The following is a 13,782-nucleotide window of genomic DNA, read 5'->3' as shown; positions in this document are numbered from 1 at the left end:
TCCATCGGCGGCGCGGCCTCCGCGGCGGACGCCCCGCCGGACGCCGAACGCGCCGCCTTCCGCGCCTTCCGCCGCTCCCGCCGCCCCGGCTTCTTGCCGACCTTCGTCGGCGCGGCCTTCGCCTCCGGCGTCCCGCGTTCCGGGTCCTTCGCGCCTTCCCGGGAGGCGGGTGTCCCCGACCCCGCGGTGGGCTGGGGAGTCACCGTCTGCTGAGCTTCGCGTCCCGGGCTCTTCGCGATCCCCCCGGGCGCGGGTGTCTTCGGTCCTGCGGTGGGCTGGGGATCCGCTGCCTCCGGCGTCTGGCGTTCCGGGTTCCTTGCGGTCTCCTCAGACGCGGGTGTCTTCGGCCCTGCGGTGGGCTGGGGGCCCGCGGCCTCCGGTGTCTGGCGTTCGGGGTTCCTTGCGGTCTCCTCGGACGCGGGCGGTGTCTCCGGCCCCGCGGCGGGCTGAGGGCTCGCGGCCTCCGGCGTCTCGCGTTCTTCCCGGCGTTCCGGGTCCTTCGTGGCCTTCTCGGGCGCGGCGGCCTCGGCGGGTGGGGGGCTCGTCGCCTTCCGTGCCCTCCGGCGTTCCCGGCGTCCCGGTTTCTCCGGCGCGGACCTCGTCTCCGGCACGGCCTTCGCCTCCGGCGCGGGTTCCGACGCGGGCGCGGGCTCGGGAACGGTCCGCGGCGCGGCGGCCTCCCGCTCCTGACGATCCTTGCTACGGCGCGGCACGACCCGCATCGTCACCTCCCCGGCGGCATGATCTACAAGTGTTCCAGCAACGGGCGGTCCCACGCACCGTGCGACCGGCCGAAGCCGGACACCGTCCGGCTCCGAAGGGGAAGACGCGCGAGGGCCCGGTTCCGTTGATCGGAAACCGGGCCCCCGAGGGTCGAGCCGACAGGTCAGTCGATCCGCCAGGTGTCGCCGCTGCTCAGCAGCGCCGCCAGATCGCCCGCGCCCTGCTTGGCCACGGCGTCGTCCATCTGCGCCCGCATCTCCTCGTCGTAGGAGGGGCGGTCCACGTTACGGAAGACGCCGATCGGGGTGTGCGTGAACGCGGGCTGGTCCAGCCGCGACAGCGCGAACGCCTGCGACGGGTCCGGGTTGCCCGCGTCGTGCACCGCGATCTCCGACGGGTCCACGTCGGTGACGTTGACGACCTCGAACGCGCCGGTGTTGGTCCGGCGCAGCGCCTTCTCGCCGTTCGCGCCGAACACGATCGGCTGGCCGTCCTCCAGGCGGATGGTGACGTCGTCGCGGACCGCGGCGTCCTTCAGCGGGTCGAACGCCCCGTCGTTGAAGATGTTGCAGTTCTGGTAGATCTCCACCAGCGCGGTGCCCTCGTGCTGGGCGGCCGCGCGCAGCACCGACTGCAGGTGCTTGCGGTCGGAGTCGATGGTGCGCGCCACGAACGTGCCCTCCGCGCCGATCGCCAGCGAGATCGGGTTGAACGGCGCGTCCAGCGAGCCCATCGGCGTCGACTTGGTGATCTTGCCGACCTCGGAGGTGGGCGAGTACTGGCCCTTGGTCAGCCCGTAGATCCGGTTGTTGAACAGCAGGATCTTCAGGTTGACGTTGCGGCGCAGCGCGTGGATCAGGTGGTTGCCGCCGATCGACAGCGCGTCGCCGTCCCCGGTCACCACCCACACCGACAGGTCCGGCCGGGACGTGGCCAGGCCGGTCGCGATCGCGGGGGCGCGGCCGTGGATCGAGTGGAACCCGTAGGTGTTCATGTAGTACGGGAACCGCGACGAGCAGCCGATGCCGGACACGAACGTGATGTTCTCCCGGCGCAGCCCCAGCTCCGGCAGGAACGACTGCACGGCCGCGAGGATCGCGTAGTCACCGCAGCCGGGGCACCAGCGGACCTCCTGGTCGGTCTTGAAGTCCTTCAGCGTCTGCTTGGCGTCGGTCTTCGGCACCAGCGAGAGCGCCCGGTGGCCGTGGCCGTTCACGCCGTTCACGCCGTTCTCACTCACTGTCGATCACATCCTGGATGACGCCCGCCAGCTCCTCCGCCTTGAACGGCAGGCCGCGGACCCGGTTGTAGCCGATCACATCGACCAGGAACCGGCCGCGCAGCAGCAGCGCGAGCTGGCCCAGGTTGATCTCCGGCACCACGACCCTGTCGTAGGAGCGCAGCACCTGCTCGATGTTGGCCGGGAACGGGTTGAGGTGGCGCAGGTGGGCCTGCGCGACGCGCTGGCCGGACCGGCGCACGCGCCGCACCGCCGCCGAGATCGCGCCGTAGGTGCCGCCCCATCCCAGGACCAGCACCCTCGCCTCGCCGGACGGGTCGTCCACGGCGAGCGGCTCGATGTCCCTGGCGATGCCGTCGACCTTGGCCTGGCGGAGCCGGACCATCCGGTCGTGGTTGGCCGGGTCGTAGGAGATGTTGCCCGAGCCGTCGGCCTTCTCCAGACCGCCGATCCGGTGCTCCAGGCCGGGCGTGCCCGGGATCGCCCACGGCCGCGCCAGGGTCTCCGGGTCGCGCTGGAACGGCTGGAAGTCCTCCTGGTCGGCGGGTGCGAAGTCCGGCTCGATGCGCGGCAGCGCGGCCACGTCCGGGATCTTCCACGGCTCCGAGCCGTTGGCCAGGTAGCCGTCCGACAGCAGGATGACCGGGGTGCGGTACTTGACCGCGATCCGGCCCGCCTCCAGCGCCGCGTCGAAGCAGTCCGCCGGGGACCGCGGCGCGATCACCGGGACGGGGGCCTCGCCGTTGCGGCCGTGCATGGCCTGGAGCAGGTCGGCCTGCTCGGTCTTGGTGGGCATGCCGGTCGAGGGACCGGCGCGCTGCACGTCCACCACGACCAGCGGCAGCTCGGTCGCCACCGCCAGGCCGATGGTCTCGCTCTTGAGCGCCAGCCCCGGCCCGGAGGTGGTGGTCACGCCGAGCGAGCCGCCGAACGAGGCGCCGAGCGCCGCGCCGACCGCCGCGATCTCGTCCTCGGCCTGGAACGTCCGCACGCCGAACCGCTTGTGCCTGGACAGCTCGTGCAGGATGTCGGAGGCCGGGGTGATCGGGTAGGAGCCCAGGTAGATCGGCAGGCCGCTGAGCTGGCCGGCCGCGACCAGGCCGTAGGCCAGCGCGGTGTTGCCGGTGATGTTGCGGTACAGGCCCGGCTCGTGGTCGGCGGGCTTGATCTCGTACTGGACCGAGAACGCCTCGGTCGTCTCACCGAACGACCAGCCCGCCTGGAACGCGGCGATGTTGGCCTTCATGATCTCGGGCTTCTTCGCGAACTTCTTCTCCAGGAACGCGAGCGTGCCCTCGGTCGGCCGGTGGTACAGCCACGACAGCAGGCCCAGCGCGAACATGTTCTTCGCGCGCTCGGCGTCCTTCTTGGAGATGTCGAAGTCCTCAAGGGCCTTCACGGTCATCGAGGTGAGCGGCAGCGCGTGCACCCGATACTCGCTGAGCGACTCGTCCTCGACGGGGTTGGACGCGTACCCGACCTTGGCCAGGTTGCGCTTGGTGAACTCGTCGGTGTTGACGATCAGGTCGGCGCCGCGCGGCAGGTCGCCGAGGTTGGCCTTCAGCGCCGCCGGGTTCATGGCCACCAGGACGTTGGGCGCGTCACCGGGGGTCAGGATGTCGTGGTCGGCGAAGTGGAGCTGGAAGCTGGAGACGCCGGGGAGGGTCCCTGCCGGGGCGCGGATCTCGGCGGGGAAGTTCGGCAAGGTCGACAGGTCGTTGCCGAATGCCGCCGTCTCCTGGGTGAAGCGGTCACCGGTCAGCTGCATGCCGTCACCGGAGTCACCGGCGAAGCGGATGATGACGCGGTCGAGTTGCTGGACCTGTTTGGTCACAGAGGATGACCTCCTCGACGCGCAGCGTCCGTCCTGGGGGAGGCACCCAGGATCGTGGCGCTACTTAGGCTTACCTTCATTAGGTTACGTCCGGGAACGAATGCTCTTATCGGGGAACGGGAACTCCGAGGGTCCCCGGGGGTGAGAGGGCGAGGCGGGGCGGCGGCTCGCGGGCACCGCGTCCGGTGCGCGTCGCCGTGGCTGGTGTCGTGGCGCGGCGGTAAGGCGCCGCCGTGGCCGGTCGTTCCGCCCGTCATGTCGACGTCCCGCTTCCAGCGAGTCGTAACCCCGTACTTCCAGAGGTATCACCTCAAAAACGAGTTCATGCGTCTCGCCGGAATTCGGGCGGGTCCTATCGGGTGGTACGACCTGTGCGGCCCCCGCCGTTCATGCCGGTCCCGCGCCGTGATGGGCACGGCTCGTCACGGGGCACGGGATCACTGCGGGCACGGAGTCACCGCGGGCGCGGGGTCACTGCGGACACAGGCAGCTCGCGAGGCGGCACAGGTCGACGTGCAGCCGGCGCACGAGCCGCGGGTGGACGCGCGAGAAGCCGGAGCCTCCCGGGGGGACGGTGTTCACGCGACGAACGATAGCGAGGCCGAAACCCGTCGCGGCGCACCGCCCCCCGGCACTCACGGTCGCCCTGACGTGGGCACGGAAGTGGGTACTGACGCGCTCGGGGTGGGACGCGCGGTCCCGCCGTCCGCCGCGGCCCGTTCCCTGTCGACCGCCGTGACCAGCCTGGCGACCTCGCCGGGCGCGACCGCCTCGCCCAGCACGCGGGCGCTGGCCTGGTAGGCGTGCCTGCCGGGCTCGTCCATCGCCCGCTGCATCCAGGTGCGCCAGCCCTGGCCGACGACCGTGCAGCGCAGCGTCACCGACCGGCCCTCGGGCACCTCGCCCGACGTCCGGCAGCGACCCAGCGCCCGCCCGTCCGCCGTGATCGTCACCCACAGCCCCGCCCGCGCGCCGGACGGCACCCGGCCGGTGGGGGCGGTGAGGGTGGCGGGGACGCTGACGGTGCAGCCGTTGACGTTCTCGTTGCAGTTCACGAAGGTCGGCTTGCCGGGGGCGAAGCGCAGCGCCGGGTCCACGGCCCCGCCGAGCGCCCGCACCCTCGGGCGCGCCTCGGCCAGGAGAGGCCCGGCGTCGGTGAGTTCCGTCACGTCGAACCGGGGGTCGCCGGGTCCGGCGGTCTGCACCCGCAGCAGCCGGTGCGGCGCGGCCGTGGCGAACAGGTAGTCGGCGCGCGGGGTCTTCACGCGGTAGGCGGGGGTGCCGCCGACGTTCTCGGCGGCGGGCCCGGCCGGGGCCCTGGCCAGCAGCCTCGCGATGGCCTTGGGGCTCAGCAGGTCCCGCACGTCCACGCCGAACAGCGCGGCCGGGGCCTTGGTCCAGCGGCCCGCGTAGTCCCCGGCCCGGGTGGGCTCGCCGCCCTGGTCGCGCCAGAACGCCTGGTCGGCCTTCACGTACGTGGCCCCGCCCGCGGTGACCAGCAGCGCCGTCGCCGGACCGGCCGTGAGCGATCCGCTGGCGACGCCCTCCCGCGACACCCGCAGCCGCAGCCCCAGGGACCTGCCGTTGGCGGTGACGGTGCCGGAATAGGCCAGTCCGGGATCGGCCAGCAGCCGCTTGCCCGCCGCCACCGCCCATCCCGACGGCGCGACGGCCTTCGGCCTGCGCTTCTCCTCGCCGCCGGTCAGCACCACGGCCCCGGTGACCGCGCCGGCCAGCACGACCACGGCCCCGGCGGCGATAGCGATCTTGGGCAGCGGCCGCTTGCCGGGCGGCTTGCCCGGTCCGCCCGGCCCCGCCGTTCCCGGTCCCGGCACACCCGGCCCCGGCATTCCCGGCGGCACGCCCGGCCCCGGCGCGACCGACGGGCCGCCGGACGCCAGCCGCCCGGCCACCGGAACGTCGCCGTGCGGAACGCCCGCCCCCCGCGCGGGAGGAGGACCGACGGGCGGACCGTCCTGTTCAACGCTCACTGAACCCTCACAGTGCTCTACGGGATCCGGGACACCGCTTCGGGAAACGGTCCCGGACACAAAAGAGTGCCGGACGGGAGGCGATGGTGTTGCCACAACGCGCTCTCGTCCGGCACCCGTAGCCGGGATCACGTCCCGGAGATCACTCCTGGCTCAGGCCGTTCTGCAGGGACTGGATCTCCGTGTCGGACGCGCCGCTGACCTTGAAGTCGGCGTTCTGGTAGTAGCTGCGGCTGCCGCTGCGCGACCAGCTCGACCAGGCGCCGCCGGACACCCGGCACTCCGCCCACACGCCCTCCGAACCGCGCAGCGTGACGTCGGTGGTGCAGTTGCCCAGGTCACGGCCGGTCGACGATCCGGCGGTCAGCCGGAACCGGACCTCCACCTTCACCGACTCCGCCGAGGAGGACAGCATCCGCACCTTGCCGCGCACCCGGCAGCTGGAGCTGTTGGTCTGGCACAGGCCCTTGGCGTACTCCGCGACCATGGGCCGCACCGACGCGTCGAAGGAGTCCTTCAGCTCGCCCGCCCGGGTCCGCATCTCGCTGATCTCCGAGGACGCGTCGCCGCCGCTCCGGGCGGTGATGTCGGCCGACACGCGCGGCAGCGTGCTCTCGTAGCGCAGCAGTTCGGGGTCGTCGGAGTCGCTGAGGTAGAACGTCCCGCCGAGCACCCCGGAGATCCGCTTGGCCTTGCGGCCCGACACGGTCGTCTCGGTCGCCTTGGGCTTGTACCGCGCCGCCTGCCGCAGCTTGGACGCCAGGGTGGCCGGGGTCAGGTCCTTGAAGTCCAGCGTGAGCTTGCTGGTGCCGAGCTTGCCCCACTGCGGGCCGCTGCCCAGGAAGTAGGGCTCGTTCAGCGACAGCGTCTGCCGCTTCCAGTAGGTGCCGTCGGCCTTGACGTACAGCTTGCCGTCGGCCGACAGCAGCGTGACGTCGTCGCCGTTCCACGACACCTGGCCGGAGGCGCGGGCGCCCTTGGTCACCGACAGCTCGCCGTTCAGGGTGTCGCCGCCGCCGCTGACCGACCCCTTGTACGACACGACCCGGGCCGCGTCGATCTTGGCCGCCGCCGCGGTCAGCAGCTGCTCGGGGGTCTTGCCGCCGCCAGCCAGCGCCACCACCACGATCGCGATCAGGATGATCACGACCAGGCCGCCGCCGACCAGCGCGGCGATCAGCGCGCCGTTCGACCGCTTGGGCGGCATCCCCAGCGGCGCGCCGGGGGGCGGCGGGAACGGCGGCTGGCCCATGCCGGGAGCGCCGAAACCGGGGCCTCCGGGCGGCGGCGGGGGCGCGCCGGGGCCGCCGAAACCGGGCCCACCGGGAGGCGGCGGGCCATAACCCCCGGGAGGGGGAGGCGTACCGGGCCCACCGGGAGGCGGAGGGCCATAACCCCCGGGAGGGGGAGGCGTACCGGGACCGCCACCGCCCGGCGGCGGGGGCGGCGGCCACGAGGGGCCTGCTGGGGGCTCCCAGCCCGGGGGCGGCGGGGTGTTGCTCATCCGGTCACGTCCTTCCAGGTCAAAACGACCTCAAATGCCCTATCCAGTGTGCATTAAAGGAACGACAGTGTGATCCCTGATCTGACGTAACCGGGGAGGGCGGCGTTCCGGGGGATACTTGACGGGAGGCGTGCGGGCGGCTCCGCGCGCCAGGGAGGTTCGGGTGCAGGACTACTTCGACAAGTACCTGGTGGTGCTGGCGTTGCTCCTGGTGGGCGGCGGCATCGTCGGCGGCGGCCTGGCCGCCAACCGGCTGCTGCGCCCGCACCGTCCGACACGCGAGAAGCTCACCACCTACGAGTGCGGCGTCGATCCGGTCGGCGCGCACTGGGCGCAGTCCTACGTCCGCTACTACGTGTTCGCCTACCTGTATGTGATCTTCGCGGTGGACGCGGTGTTCCTGTTCCCGTGGGCGACGGTCTTCGCCGCGCCCGGCTACGGCATGACGACGCTGGTGGAGATGTTCGTCTTCCTGGGCTTCCTGGCCACGGGCCTGCTGTACGCCGGGAAGAAGGGCGTGCTGTCCTGGGTGTGACGGGCCTGTAAGAATGCTCGGGTGAGCACTGTCGATCTGCCCCCGCCGAGCGTCGGCCCGCTGTCGCGGCTGGCGCCCAAGCCGGTCAAGTTCGTGCTCAACTGGGGCCGCCGGTACTCCCTGTGGGTGTTCAACTTCGGGCTGGCCTGCTGCGCGATCGAGTTCATCGCGACCTCCATGGGGCGGCACGACTTCATCCGCCTCGGTGTGATCCCGCTGGCCCCCGGCCCCCGGCAGGCCGACCTGATGGTGGTGTCGGGCACCGTCAGCGACAAGATGGCCCCGGCCGTGCGCCGCCTGTACGAGCAGATGCCCGAGCCCAAGTACGTGATCTCGTTCGGGGCCTGCTCCAACTGCGGCGGCCCGTACTGGGACTCCTACTGCGTCACCAAGGGCGTCGACCAGATCATCCCGGTCGACGTGTACGTCCCCGGCTGCCCGCCGCGCCCCGAGGCGCTGCTGCACGGGATCATGAAGCTCCAGGAGAAGATCGCAGGGGAGTCGCTGGGCGACCGGTACGCGCGGGCCGGCGAGCCCGTGGCGCCCGCCCCGCCCCGGCGACCGCTTTCGGCCACGGTGCTGCGCCGCCCCCTCCTGCCCCCGCCGACCCAGGACGAGACACCGACCCTGGAAGTCCCGGTCGTCCCCGACGAGGCCCTACCACCGGAGGCGCGGGGTCCCGAGTCAGGCCCGGCGGATCAGACGGCTCCGCTGCCGTCTGAGGCGGCGCCGGAGTCGGAGACGCTGGAGGTCCCGGTCGTTCCGGATGAGGCTCTGCCGCCGGAGGCACGGGAGCCCAAGCCGGGTCCGGCGGGCCAGACGGCCCCACTGCCACCTGAGGCGGCACCCGAGTCGGAGACATTGGAAGTGCCGGTCATTCCGGACGAGGTCCTACCGCCGGAGGCGCGGGAGCCCAAGCCGGGTCCGGCGGGCCAGATGGCCTCGCTGCCGTCTGAGGCGGCACCCGAGTCGGAGACGCTGGAAGTGCCGGTCATTCCGGATGAGGCCCTACCACCGGAGGCGCGGGGTCCCGAGTCAGGCCCGGCGGATCAGACGGCTCCGCTGCCGTCTGAGGCGGCACCCGAGTCGGAGACGCTGGAAGTGCCGGTCGTTCCGGACGAGGCCCTGCCGCCCGAGGCGCGGGAGCCCGAGGCGGGTCCGGCGGGCCGGACGACGCCGCTCCCACCACCTGAGCCGAAGCCCGAGGTGGCGCCCGGGGTCGCGGGTCCGAGTGACGAGACGGCCCCGTTGACGCCGGTCACCGAACCCCCGCCCGAACCCGAACCGCCGGTCGAGGCCGGGCCGACCGACTCGACCGAGCCGCTGCGGCCGGTCGACAACTCGATCGTCCCGGGCTTCGACGACGGTGAGGACGACGACCAGATCGGACGGGCCCCCCGGTGAGCGCGCAGGAGAGCGCGGCGGCCTGGACGGAACGGTTCGGCGACGTGGCGGCCGTCGAGGAGACGTTCGGCGGGCTGGCGGTGACGGTGCCGGCGACGGCGTGGATCCCGGCGCTCACGTTCGCGCGCGACGAGCAGGGCTGCGGGTTCTTCGACTGGCTGACCGGCGTGGACGAGCTGGAGGACGGCTTCGCGGTCGTCGCGCACGTGTACTCGCTGGAGACGGGGCTGCACCTGCTGGTCCGCACGCGGGTGCCGCGCGAGGACCCGCGCCTGCCGACCGCGACCGGCGTGTACCGGGGCGCGAACTGGCACGAGCGTGAGACGACCGAGATGTTCGGCGTGGTCTTCGACGGGCACCCGAACCCGGTCCCCCTCCTGCTGCCGGACGGCTTCGAGGGGCACCCCCTGCGCAAGGACTTCGTGCTGGCCTCGCGCGTCGCCAAGCCGTGGCCGGGCGCGAAGGAACCGGGCGAGTCGGGCCACGGCGCGCCCAGCCGCCGCCGCGTCCGCCCGCCGGGCGTGCCCGAGGACTGGGGGTCCGGTGCTTGAGATCATCCTGAAGCTGGTCGCGGTCGCGGCGGCGTTCGCCGTCCTGCCGCTGATCGTCGGGCAGGTCGAGCACAAGGCGATGGCGCACATGCAGGGCCGGCTCGGCCCGATGTACGCCGGCGGCTTCCACGGCTGGGCGCAGCTGATCGCCGACGGCGTGAAGTTCGCGCAGAAGGAGGACGTGATCCCGCGCGCGGCCGACCGCCGCGTGTTCAAGCTGGCCCCGGCCGTCGCGCTGGTCCCGTACCTGCTGGTCCTGCTGGTGATCCCGGTCGGCCCGGACGGCCAGGTGGCGCTGGACCTCGGCATCGGCGTGTTCTTCGCGCTGGCCGTGATGGGCGTCGGCGTGATCGGCGCGATCATGGCGGGCTGGGCGAGCGCGAACAAGTACTCCCTGCTCGGCGGCATGCGCGTGGCGGCCCAGCTGATGTCCTACGAGCTGCCGATGGTGTTCGCGGCGTCCTCGGTCGCGATGGCCGCGGGCACCCTGTCGCTCAGCGGCATCGTCGAGGAGTGGCGCTGGTGGTGGCTGCCGTGGCAGGCGGTCGGCGCGGTGGTGTTCTTCGTCGCGGGCCTGGCCGAGCTGCGCCGCCCGCCGTTCGACATGCCGATCGCCGACTCCGAGATCATCTTCGGCCCGTACACCGAGTACGGCGGCCTGCGCTTCGCCCTGTTCATCCTGGCCGAGTACGCGGGCATCGTGGTGCTGTGCGCCCTGACGACGGTGCTGTTCCTGGGCGGCTGGAAGGGCCCGTTCCTGGACGCGGAGCTGGGCTGGCTGTGGACGCTGCTGAAGGTCTTCGCCCTGTCGTTCGTGGTGATCTGGCTGCGCGTCAGCTACCCCCGCCTGCGCGAGGACCAGCTCCAGAAGCTGGCCTGGGCGTGGCTGGTCCCGCTGTCCCTGGCCCAGCTCGCCCTGACCGGCGTCCTCCGCGTGGCCCTCGCCTGACCAGCGGCTCGTCCGGCTCCTGGAGGTGCTCGGCGCGGCCGGACCGGTCGTGATCCAGGTCGGCGGCACCGTGGTCCGCCTGTCGCGCGGCGAGGCGGGCGTGATCTGGCTCGACCTCGTCCTGCTGGCGGCCGCCGCCACGACCGCCTGGCTGGGTAGCGCCTGGTCGCGAACGGGAACGACACCCCCACACCCCTTTCGTGATCAAGGAGATAGGTGATGGCTTCGACCACCGTGGACTTCTGGTTCGACCCCATCTGCCCGTGGACCTGGCTGACCTCCCGCTGGCTGACCGAGGTCGAACGGATCCGCGATGTCCAGGTGAAGAGGAAGCCGGTCGGCTGTGGGACGCCGCGGTCCTGCTGGCCGCCACCCCCGGCTTCTACGAGATCAGGCGCGCCCGCCCCGACGGCCCCGACCTGAGCTGACGGGCCGGTCCCGTCCCGATCCACCATCCGCCCCCAAGGCGGCGCGGCTGTGGCGATGGTGGGTTCGGACCTTCTTCACGCTCAGGCGCGACCCCGACGACCCTGGGATCAGCGGTCGCGACAGGCGTTCCCGCGGATCACGCGACGCGAACCGCGCACGTCACGCCTCAACCCCCGGAACGGTACTGGGCGGCGAGCTGGTGCAGCCGGTCGATGAGATCGGTGACATGCGCGGCGGCCCGCGCGGTGGCATGTTCGGAGGCGTGCAGCTGGGCGCGCGCCCGCTGGACGGCGCGGTGAGCGTCGGCGACGACCCGGGTGTTGGCCTGCAGGGTCTGCTGGCACTGCTGGGCGGCGTCGGCGGCGACCGCCACGGCCGCGGCCAGATCCGGGTCCGGATGGTGGGCTGGGGGGTGGGGCGGGCTCTGGTGGGAGGCGGGAGCGTTCATGGAACCGACCGGCTTTCGGTTGCTGACAGCACACGAGTGAGCACGCAAGGTTCAACTGTGGCACAAGTGGGCCCGCGCCGTGCCGTGGTCGAGCGGTTGTTGACGTTCGGATTTCGACGCCTGCGACCTGCGCGTCTTCAGGGAAAGGACGCATAAGTCAAGACACGTCACGGGCGCGGGGGCGTGTCACCACCGCCCGGAGCCACCGCGCCCGCTCCGACGCCACGACCTAGACCCGCTGCGCCTCCTCCGCGAGGGTGCGGGCGGCCGCGGTGACGCCCTCGCGGACGAGCGGGTCGGTGATCGTTCCCGTCGCCGCGTCCACGGCCGTCCGGGGGACGGGCACGTGCACGCACGCGGCGTCGACGATCCGGGCCCCGGTGTACCGCAGCACCGTGGCCAGGGCCCGGTGCGCCCCCTCGGCACCGGTCGGCGCGGAGGAGGCGTTGATCCAGCCGACGGGCTTGTCCACGATCTCGATGCCGCCGACGGTCCAGTCCAGGAGGTTCTTGAACGAGCCGGGCAGGTCCCCGGCGTACTCGGGGGTGCAGAACAGGACCGCGTCGGCCCCGGCGATGAGAGCGCGCATCCGGGCGACCTCCGGGGGCGGCGGCTCGACGTCGTGGTCCGGGTTGAAGTGCGGGAGCCCCGCCAGCCCCAGGTACGGGCGGGCCGCGTCACCGAGGACCTCGGCCAGCGTCCGCACCACCGCGGTGTTGACCGAACCGGCCCGCGTGCTGCCGCTGATCAGCGCGAGTTCCATGCCGGGGTCAGCCGATGCTCTCGCCGTAGACGTGGTCGACGGTCATCGTCATGAGCACCCGGCGGTCGGACACCATCACCGAGCGGTACTCGTCCCAGTCCGGGTGCTCCCCGGCGGCCAGGCGGTAGTAGCGCACCAGAGCCTCGACCTCGGGGCCGTGGGGGTCGGTCCCCGGGCCGGTGAGCGTCGCGACGCCCTCGGCGGTGGCCCACGAACGGCCGTCGGGACCGGTGACCTCCAGCGTGGCGCGCGGGTCGCGGCGCAGGTTCACCGTCTTGGCCCGCCCCTCGGTCATCGACACGTGGATGACGTCGTTCTCCGGGTCGTAGTAGGGCATGACGGGGGACAGCTGCGGGCGGCCGTCGGACTTGATCGTGGCCAGGACGCCGAGGCGGCTGTCGGCGAGCAGCGCGCGGGGGTCGAACGGTTCGTCGCTCATACCAGGGTCGAACCGCGGCCGGAGGTCGATCATTCCGGGGGTGTCAGGGCAGGAAGATCGCGTACTCGGCCAGCTTCGGCAGGGCGTCGGCCGGGTAGTCGACGTCCAGCGCCAGCTCCTCCGCCGACACGAAACCGCCCTGCTCCCGGCGGCGTTTCACGACACGGGCCACCAGCTCGTCGGTCATGCCCGGCAGCGTCGCCAGCGCCTGGGGCGCGGCGTTGTTGACGTCGATCAGGCCCCCGTCGTCGTAGGCGCGGGGGAGGTCGGGACGGCCGATGCGCAGCTCGTGGGCCAGGGCCGGGTCCTCCGCCACCAGGGCGCGGGCCTCCTCGCGGAGCGCGCGGCGGTACTTCGCCACCTGGACGGCGTGCTGGTTCATCCGGTTGGGCGGCGTGGTGGGCGGGAACACCGAGGGCCGCACCGCGAAGGCGTGCACCGTCCCGCCGATCCACAGCAGCATCAGCAGGAAGCTGCCGAGCATCTCCAGGGCAGGGACGCCCATGTTCATCAGCGTGAACACCGACAGCAGCGTGCCGCCGTAGCTCGCCGCCGTCAGGCCGTACCCGGCCGAACGCCGCCGGGCCGCCGCGTACAGGAACGTGAACGGCGTCCCGAACCCGAACGTGAAGAACGGCGTGAACGCCCACAGGTACCCGCGCGGCTCCGGCTCGGGCGGCGGGAACAGCGGATACGCCGGGGGCGGCGGGGGCGGCATCTGGTACGGGGCGCGCCAGGCGGGCGGGACCGGCGGGACCGGACGCGGACCCGGCGGATACGGGTACCGGGAACCGGACGGGTACGAGCCGGTCCGGAACGGCTGATGGGGATGGTGCGACCGTGGCGGATGGGGGTATGACGCGTGCGGAGGCACGCCCGGAGGGGGATCCCCGTCCGGGTTGTAGGGGCCGTACCTGTTGTCGCTCACGGGCCCTCCCGAGGGGTGTCGGCGGTGCCGGCGTGCCGCCTGAC

The 13,782-nt window shown here is 72.6% G+C and carries 14 protein-coding genes and 1 pseudogene; 6 read left to right on the top strand and 9 right to left on the bottom strand.

Annotated features, from left to right (window positions below; translation table 11 throughout):
- Positions 1-213, top strand: a 213-nt coding sequence (locus AKI01S_RS51570; protein WP_169813897.1) for a hypothetical protein, incomplete at its 5' end; no start/stop codon positions are given.
- Positions 214-886: 673 nt separating this feature from the next.
- Here the strand turns inward: AKI01S_RS51570 and AKI01S_RS04055 are convergent.
- The 5 genes from AKI01S_RS04055 to AKI01S_RS04040 form a co-directional block, all read right to left on the bottom strand.
- Positions 887-1,963, bottom strand: a complete 1,077-nt coding sequence (locus tag AKI01S_RS04055; protein WP_245681464.1) for a 2-oxoacid:ferredoxin oxidoreductase subunit beta — start codon at positions 1,961-1,963, stop codon at positions 887-889.
- On the bottom strand, positions 1,956-3,797 hold the full coding sequence (locus tag AKI01S_RS04050) for a 2-oxoacid:acceptor oxidoreductase subunit alpha (RefSeq protein ID WP_067812363.1): 1,842 nt from the start codon (positions 3,795-3,797) through the stop codon (positions 1,956-1,958). The genes AKI01S_RS04055 and AKI01S_RS04050 overlap by 8 nt, the downstream gene beginning before the upstream one ends.
- 471 nt (positions 3,798-4,268) lie before the next feature.
- Positions 4,269-4,379: a putative leader peptide gene (locus AKI01S_RS54580; protein WP_369688700.1), complete on the bottom strand. Its 111-nt coding sequence runs from the start codon at positions 4,377-4,379 to the stop codon at positions 4,269-4,271.
- 53 nt (positions 4,380-4,432) lie between these two features.
- A complete protein-coding gene (locus AKI01S_RS04045; protein ID WP_157419648.1) occupies positions 4,433-5,788 on the bottom strand; it encodes a LolA-like protein in 1,356 nt (451 codons plus the stop codon).
- Between the two features lie 142 nt (positions 5,789-5,930).
- Entirely contained in the window at positions 5,931-7,040 is a 1,110-nt protein-coding gene (locus tag AKI01S_RS04040; protein WP_157419647.1) for a hypothetical protein, read from the bottom strand.
- Between the two features lie 415 nt (positions 7,041-7,455).
- Between AKI01S_RS04040 and AKI01S_RS04035 the strand changes: the two genes are divergently transcribed.
- The 5 genes and pseudogenes from AKI01S_RS04035 to AKI01S_RS50180 all read left to right on the top strand — a co-directional run.
- Complete coding sequence (locus AKI01S_RS04035) at positions 7,456-7,827, top strand: NADH-quinone oxidoreductase subunit A (protein ID WP_083998863.1); 372 nt, start codon at positions 7,456-7,458, stop codon at positions 7,825-7,827.
- Positions 7,828-7,848: 21 nt separating this feature from the next.
- Positions 7,849-9,231 carry an NADH-quinone oxidoreductase subunit B gene (locus AKI01S_RS54815; protein WP_305790796.1) on the top strand — a complete coding sequence of 461 codons (1,383 nt, stop codon included), beginning with the start codon at positions 7,849-7,851 and terminating at the stop codon, positions 9,229-9,231.
- Positions 9,228-9,782 (top strand): NADH-quinone oxidoreductase subunit C, encoded by a 555-nt coding sequence (locus AKI01S_RS04025; RefSeq protein WP_067812356.1) that lies wholly within the window; start codon positions 9,228-9,230, stop codon positions 9,780-9,782. Before AKI01S_RS54815 ends, AKI01S_RS04025 begins: the two co-directional genes overlap by 4 nt.
- On the top strand, positions 9,775-10,731 hold the full coding sequence (locus AKI01S_RS04020) for a complex I subunit 1/NuoH family protein (RefSeq protein WP_067812354.1): 957 nt from the start codon (positions 9,775-9,777) through the stop codon (positions 10,729-10,731). Before AKI01S_RS04025 ends, AKI01S_RS04020 begins: the two co-directional genes overlap by 8 nt.
- A gap of 219 nt (positions 10,732-10,950) precedes the next feature.
- Positions 10,951-11,058, top strand: a pseudogene (locus AKI01S_RS50180) (mycothiol-dependent nitroreductase Rv2466c family protein); the annotation flags it as partial.
- Between the two features lie 268 nt (positions 11,059-11,326).
- Here AKI01S_RS50180 and AKI01S_RS04015 read toward each other — a convergent pair.
- The 4 genes from AKI01S_RS04015 to AKI01S_RS52470 form a co-directional block, all read right to left on the bottom strand.
- Positions 11,327-11,608: a hypothetical protein gene (locus tag AKI01S_RS04015; RefSeq protein ID WP_157419646.1), complete on the bottom strand. Its 282-nt coding sequence runs from the start codon at positions 11,606-11,608 to the stop codon at positions 11,327-11,329.
- Positions 11,609-11,837: 229 nt separating this feature from the next.
- Positions 11,838-12,371 carry an NADPH-dependent FMN reductase gene (locus AKI01S_RS04010; protein ID WP_067812351.1) on the bottom strand — a complete coding sequence of 178 codons (534 nt, stop codon included), beginning with the start codon at positions 12,369-12,371 and terminating at the stop codon, positions 11,838-11,840.
- A gap of 7 nt (positions 12,372-12,378) precedes the next feature.
- Complete coding sequence (locus AKI01S_RS04005) at positions 12,379-12,810, bottom strand: PPOX class F420-dependent oxidoreductase (protein ID WP_067812349.1); 432 nt, start codon at positions 12,808-12,810, stop codon at positions 12,379-12,381.
- 43 nt (positions 12,811-12,853) lie between these two features.
- Positions 12,854-13,738: a helix-hairpin-helix domain-containing protein gene (locus tag AKI01S_RS52470; RefSeq protein ID WP_083998860.1), complete on the bottom strand. Its 885-nt coding sequence runs from the start codon at positions 13,736-13,738 to the stop codon at positions 12,854-12,856.
- Positions 13,739-13,782: the final 44 nt, after the last annotated feature.

The organism is Actinomadura kijaniata NBRC 14229, from assembly GCF_001552175.1.
In the GTDB taxonomy this organism is placed as follows: Bacteria; Actinomycetota; Actinomycetes; order Streptosporangiales; family Streptosporangiaceae; genus Spirillospora; species Spirillospora kijaniata.
Note: the sequence above shows the minus strand (reverse complement) of the source record. Positions and strands in the feature narration are given on the sequence as shown.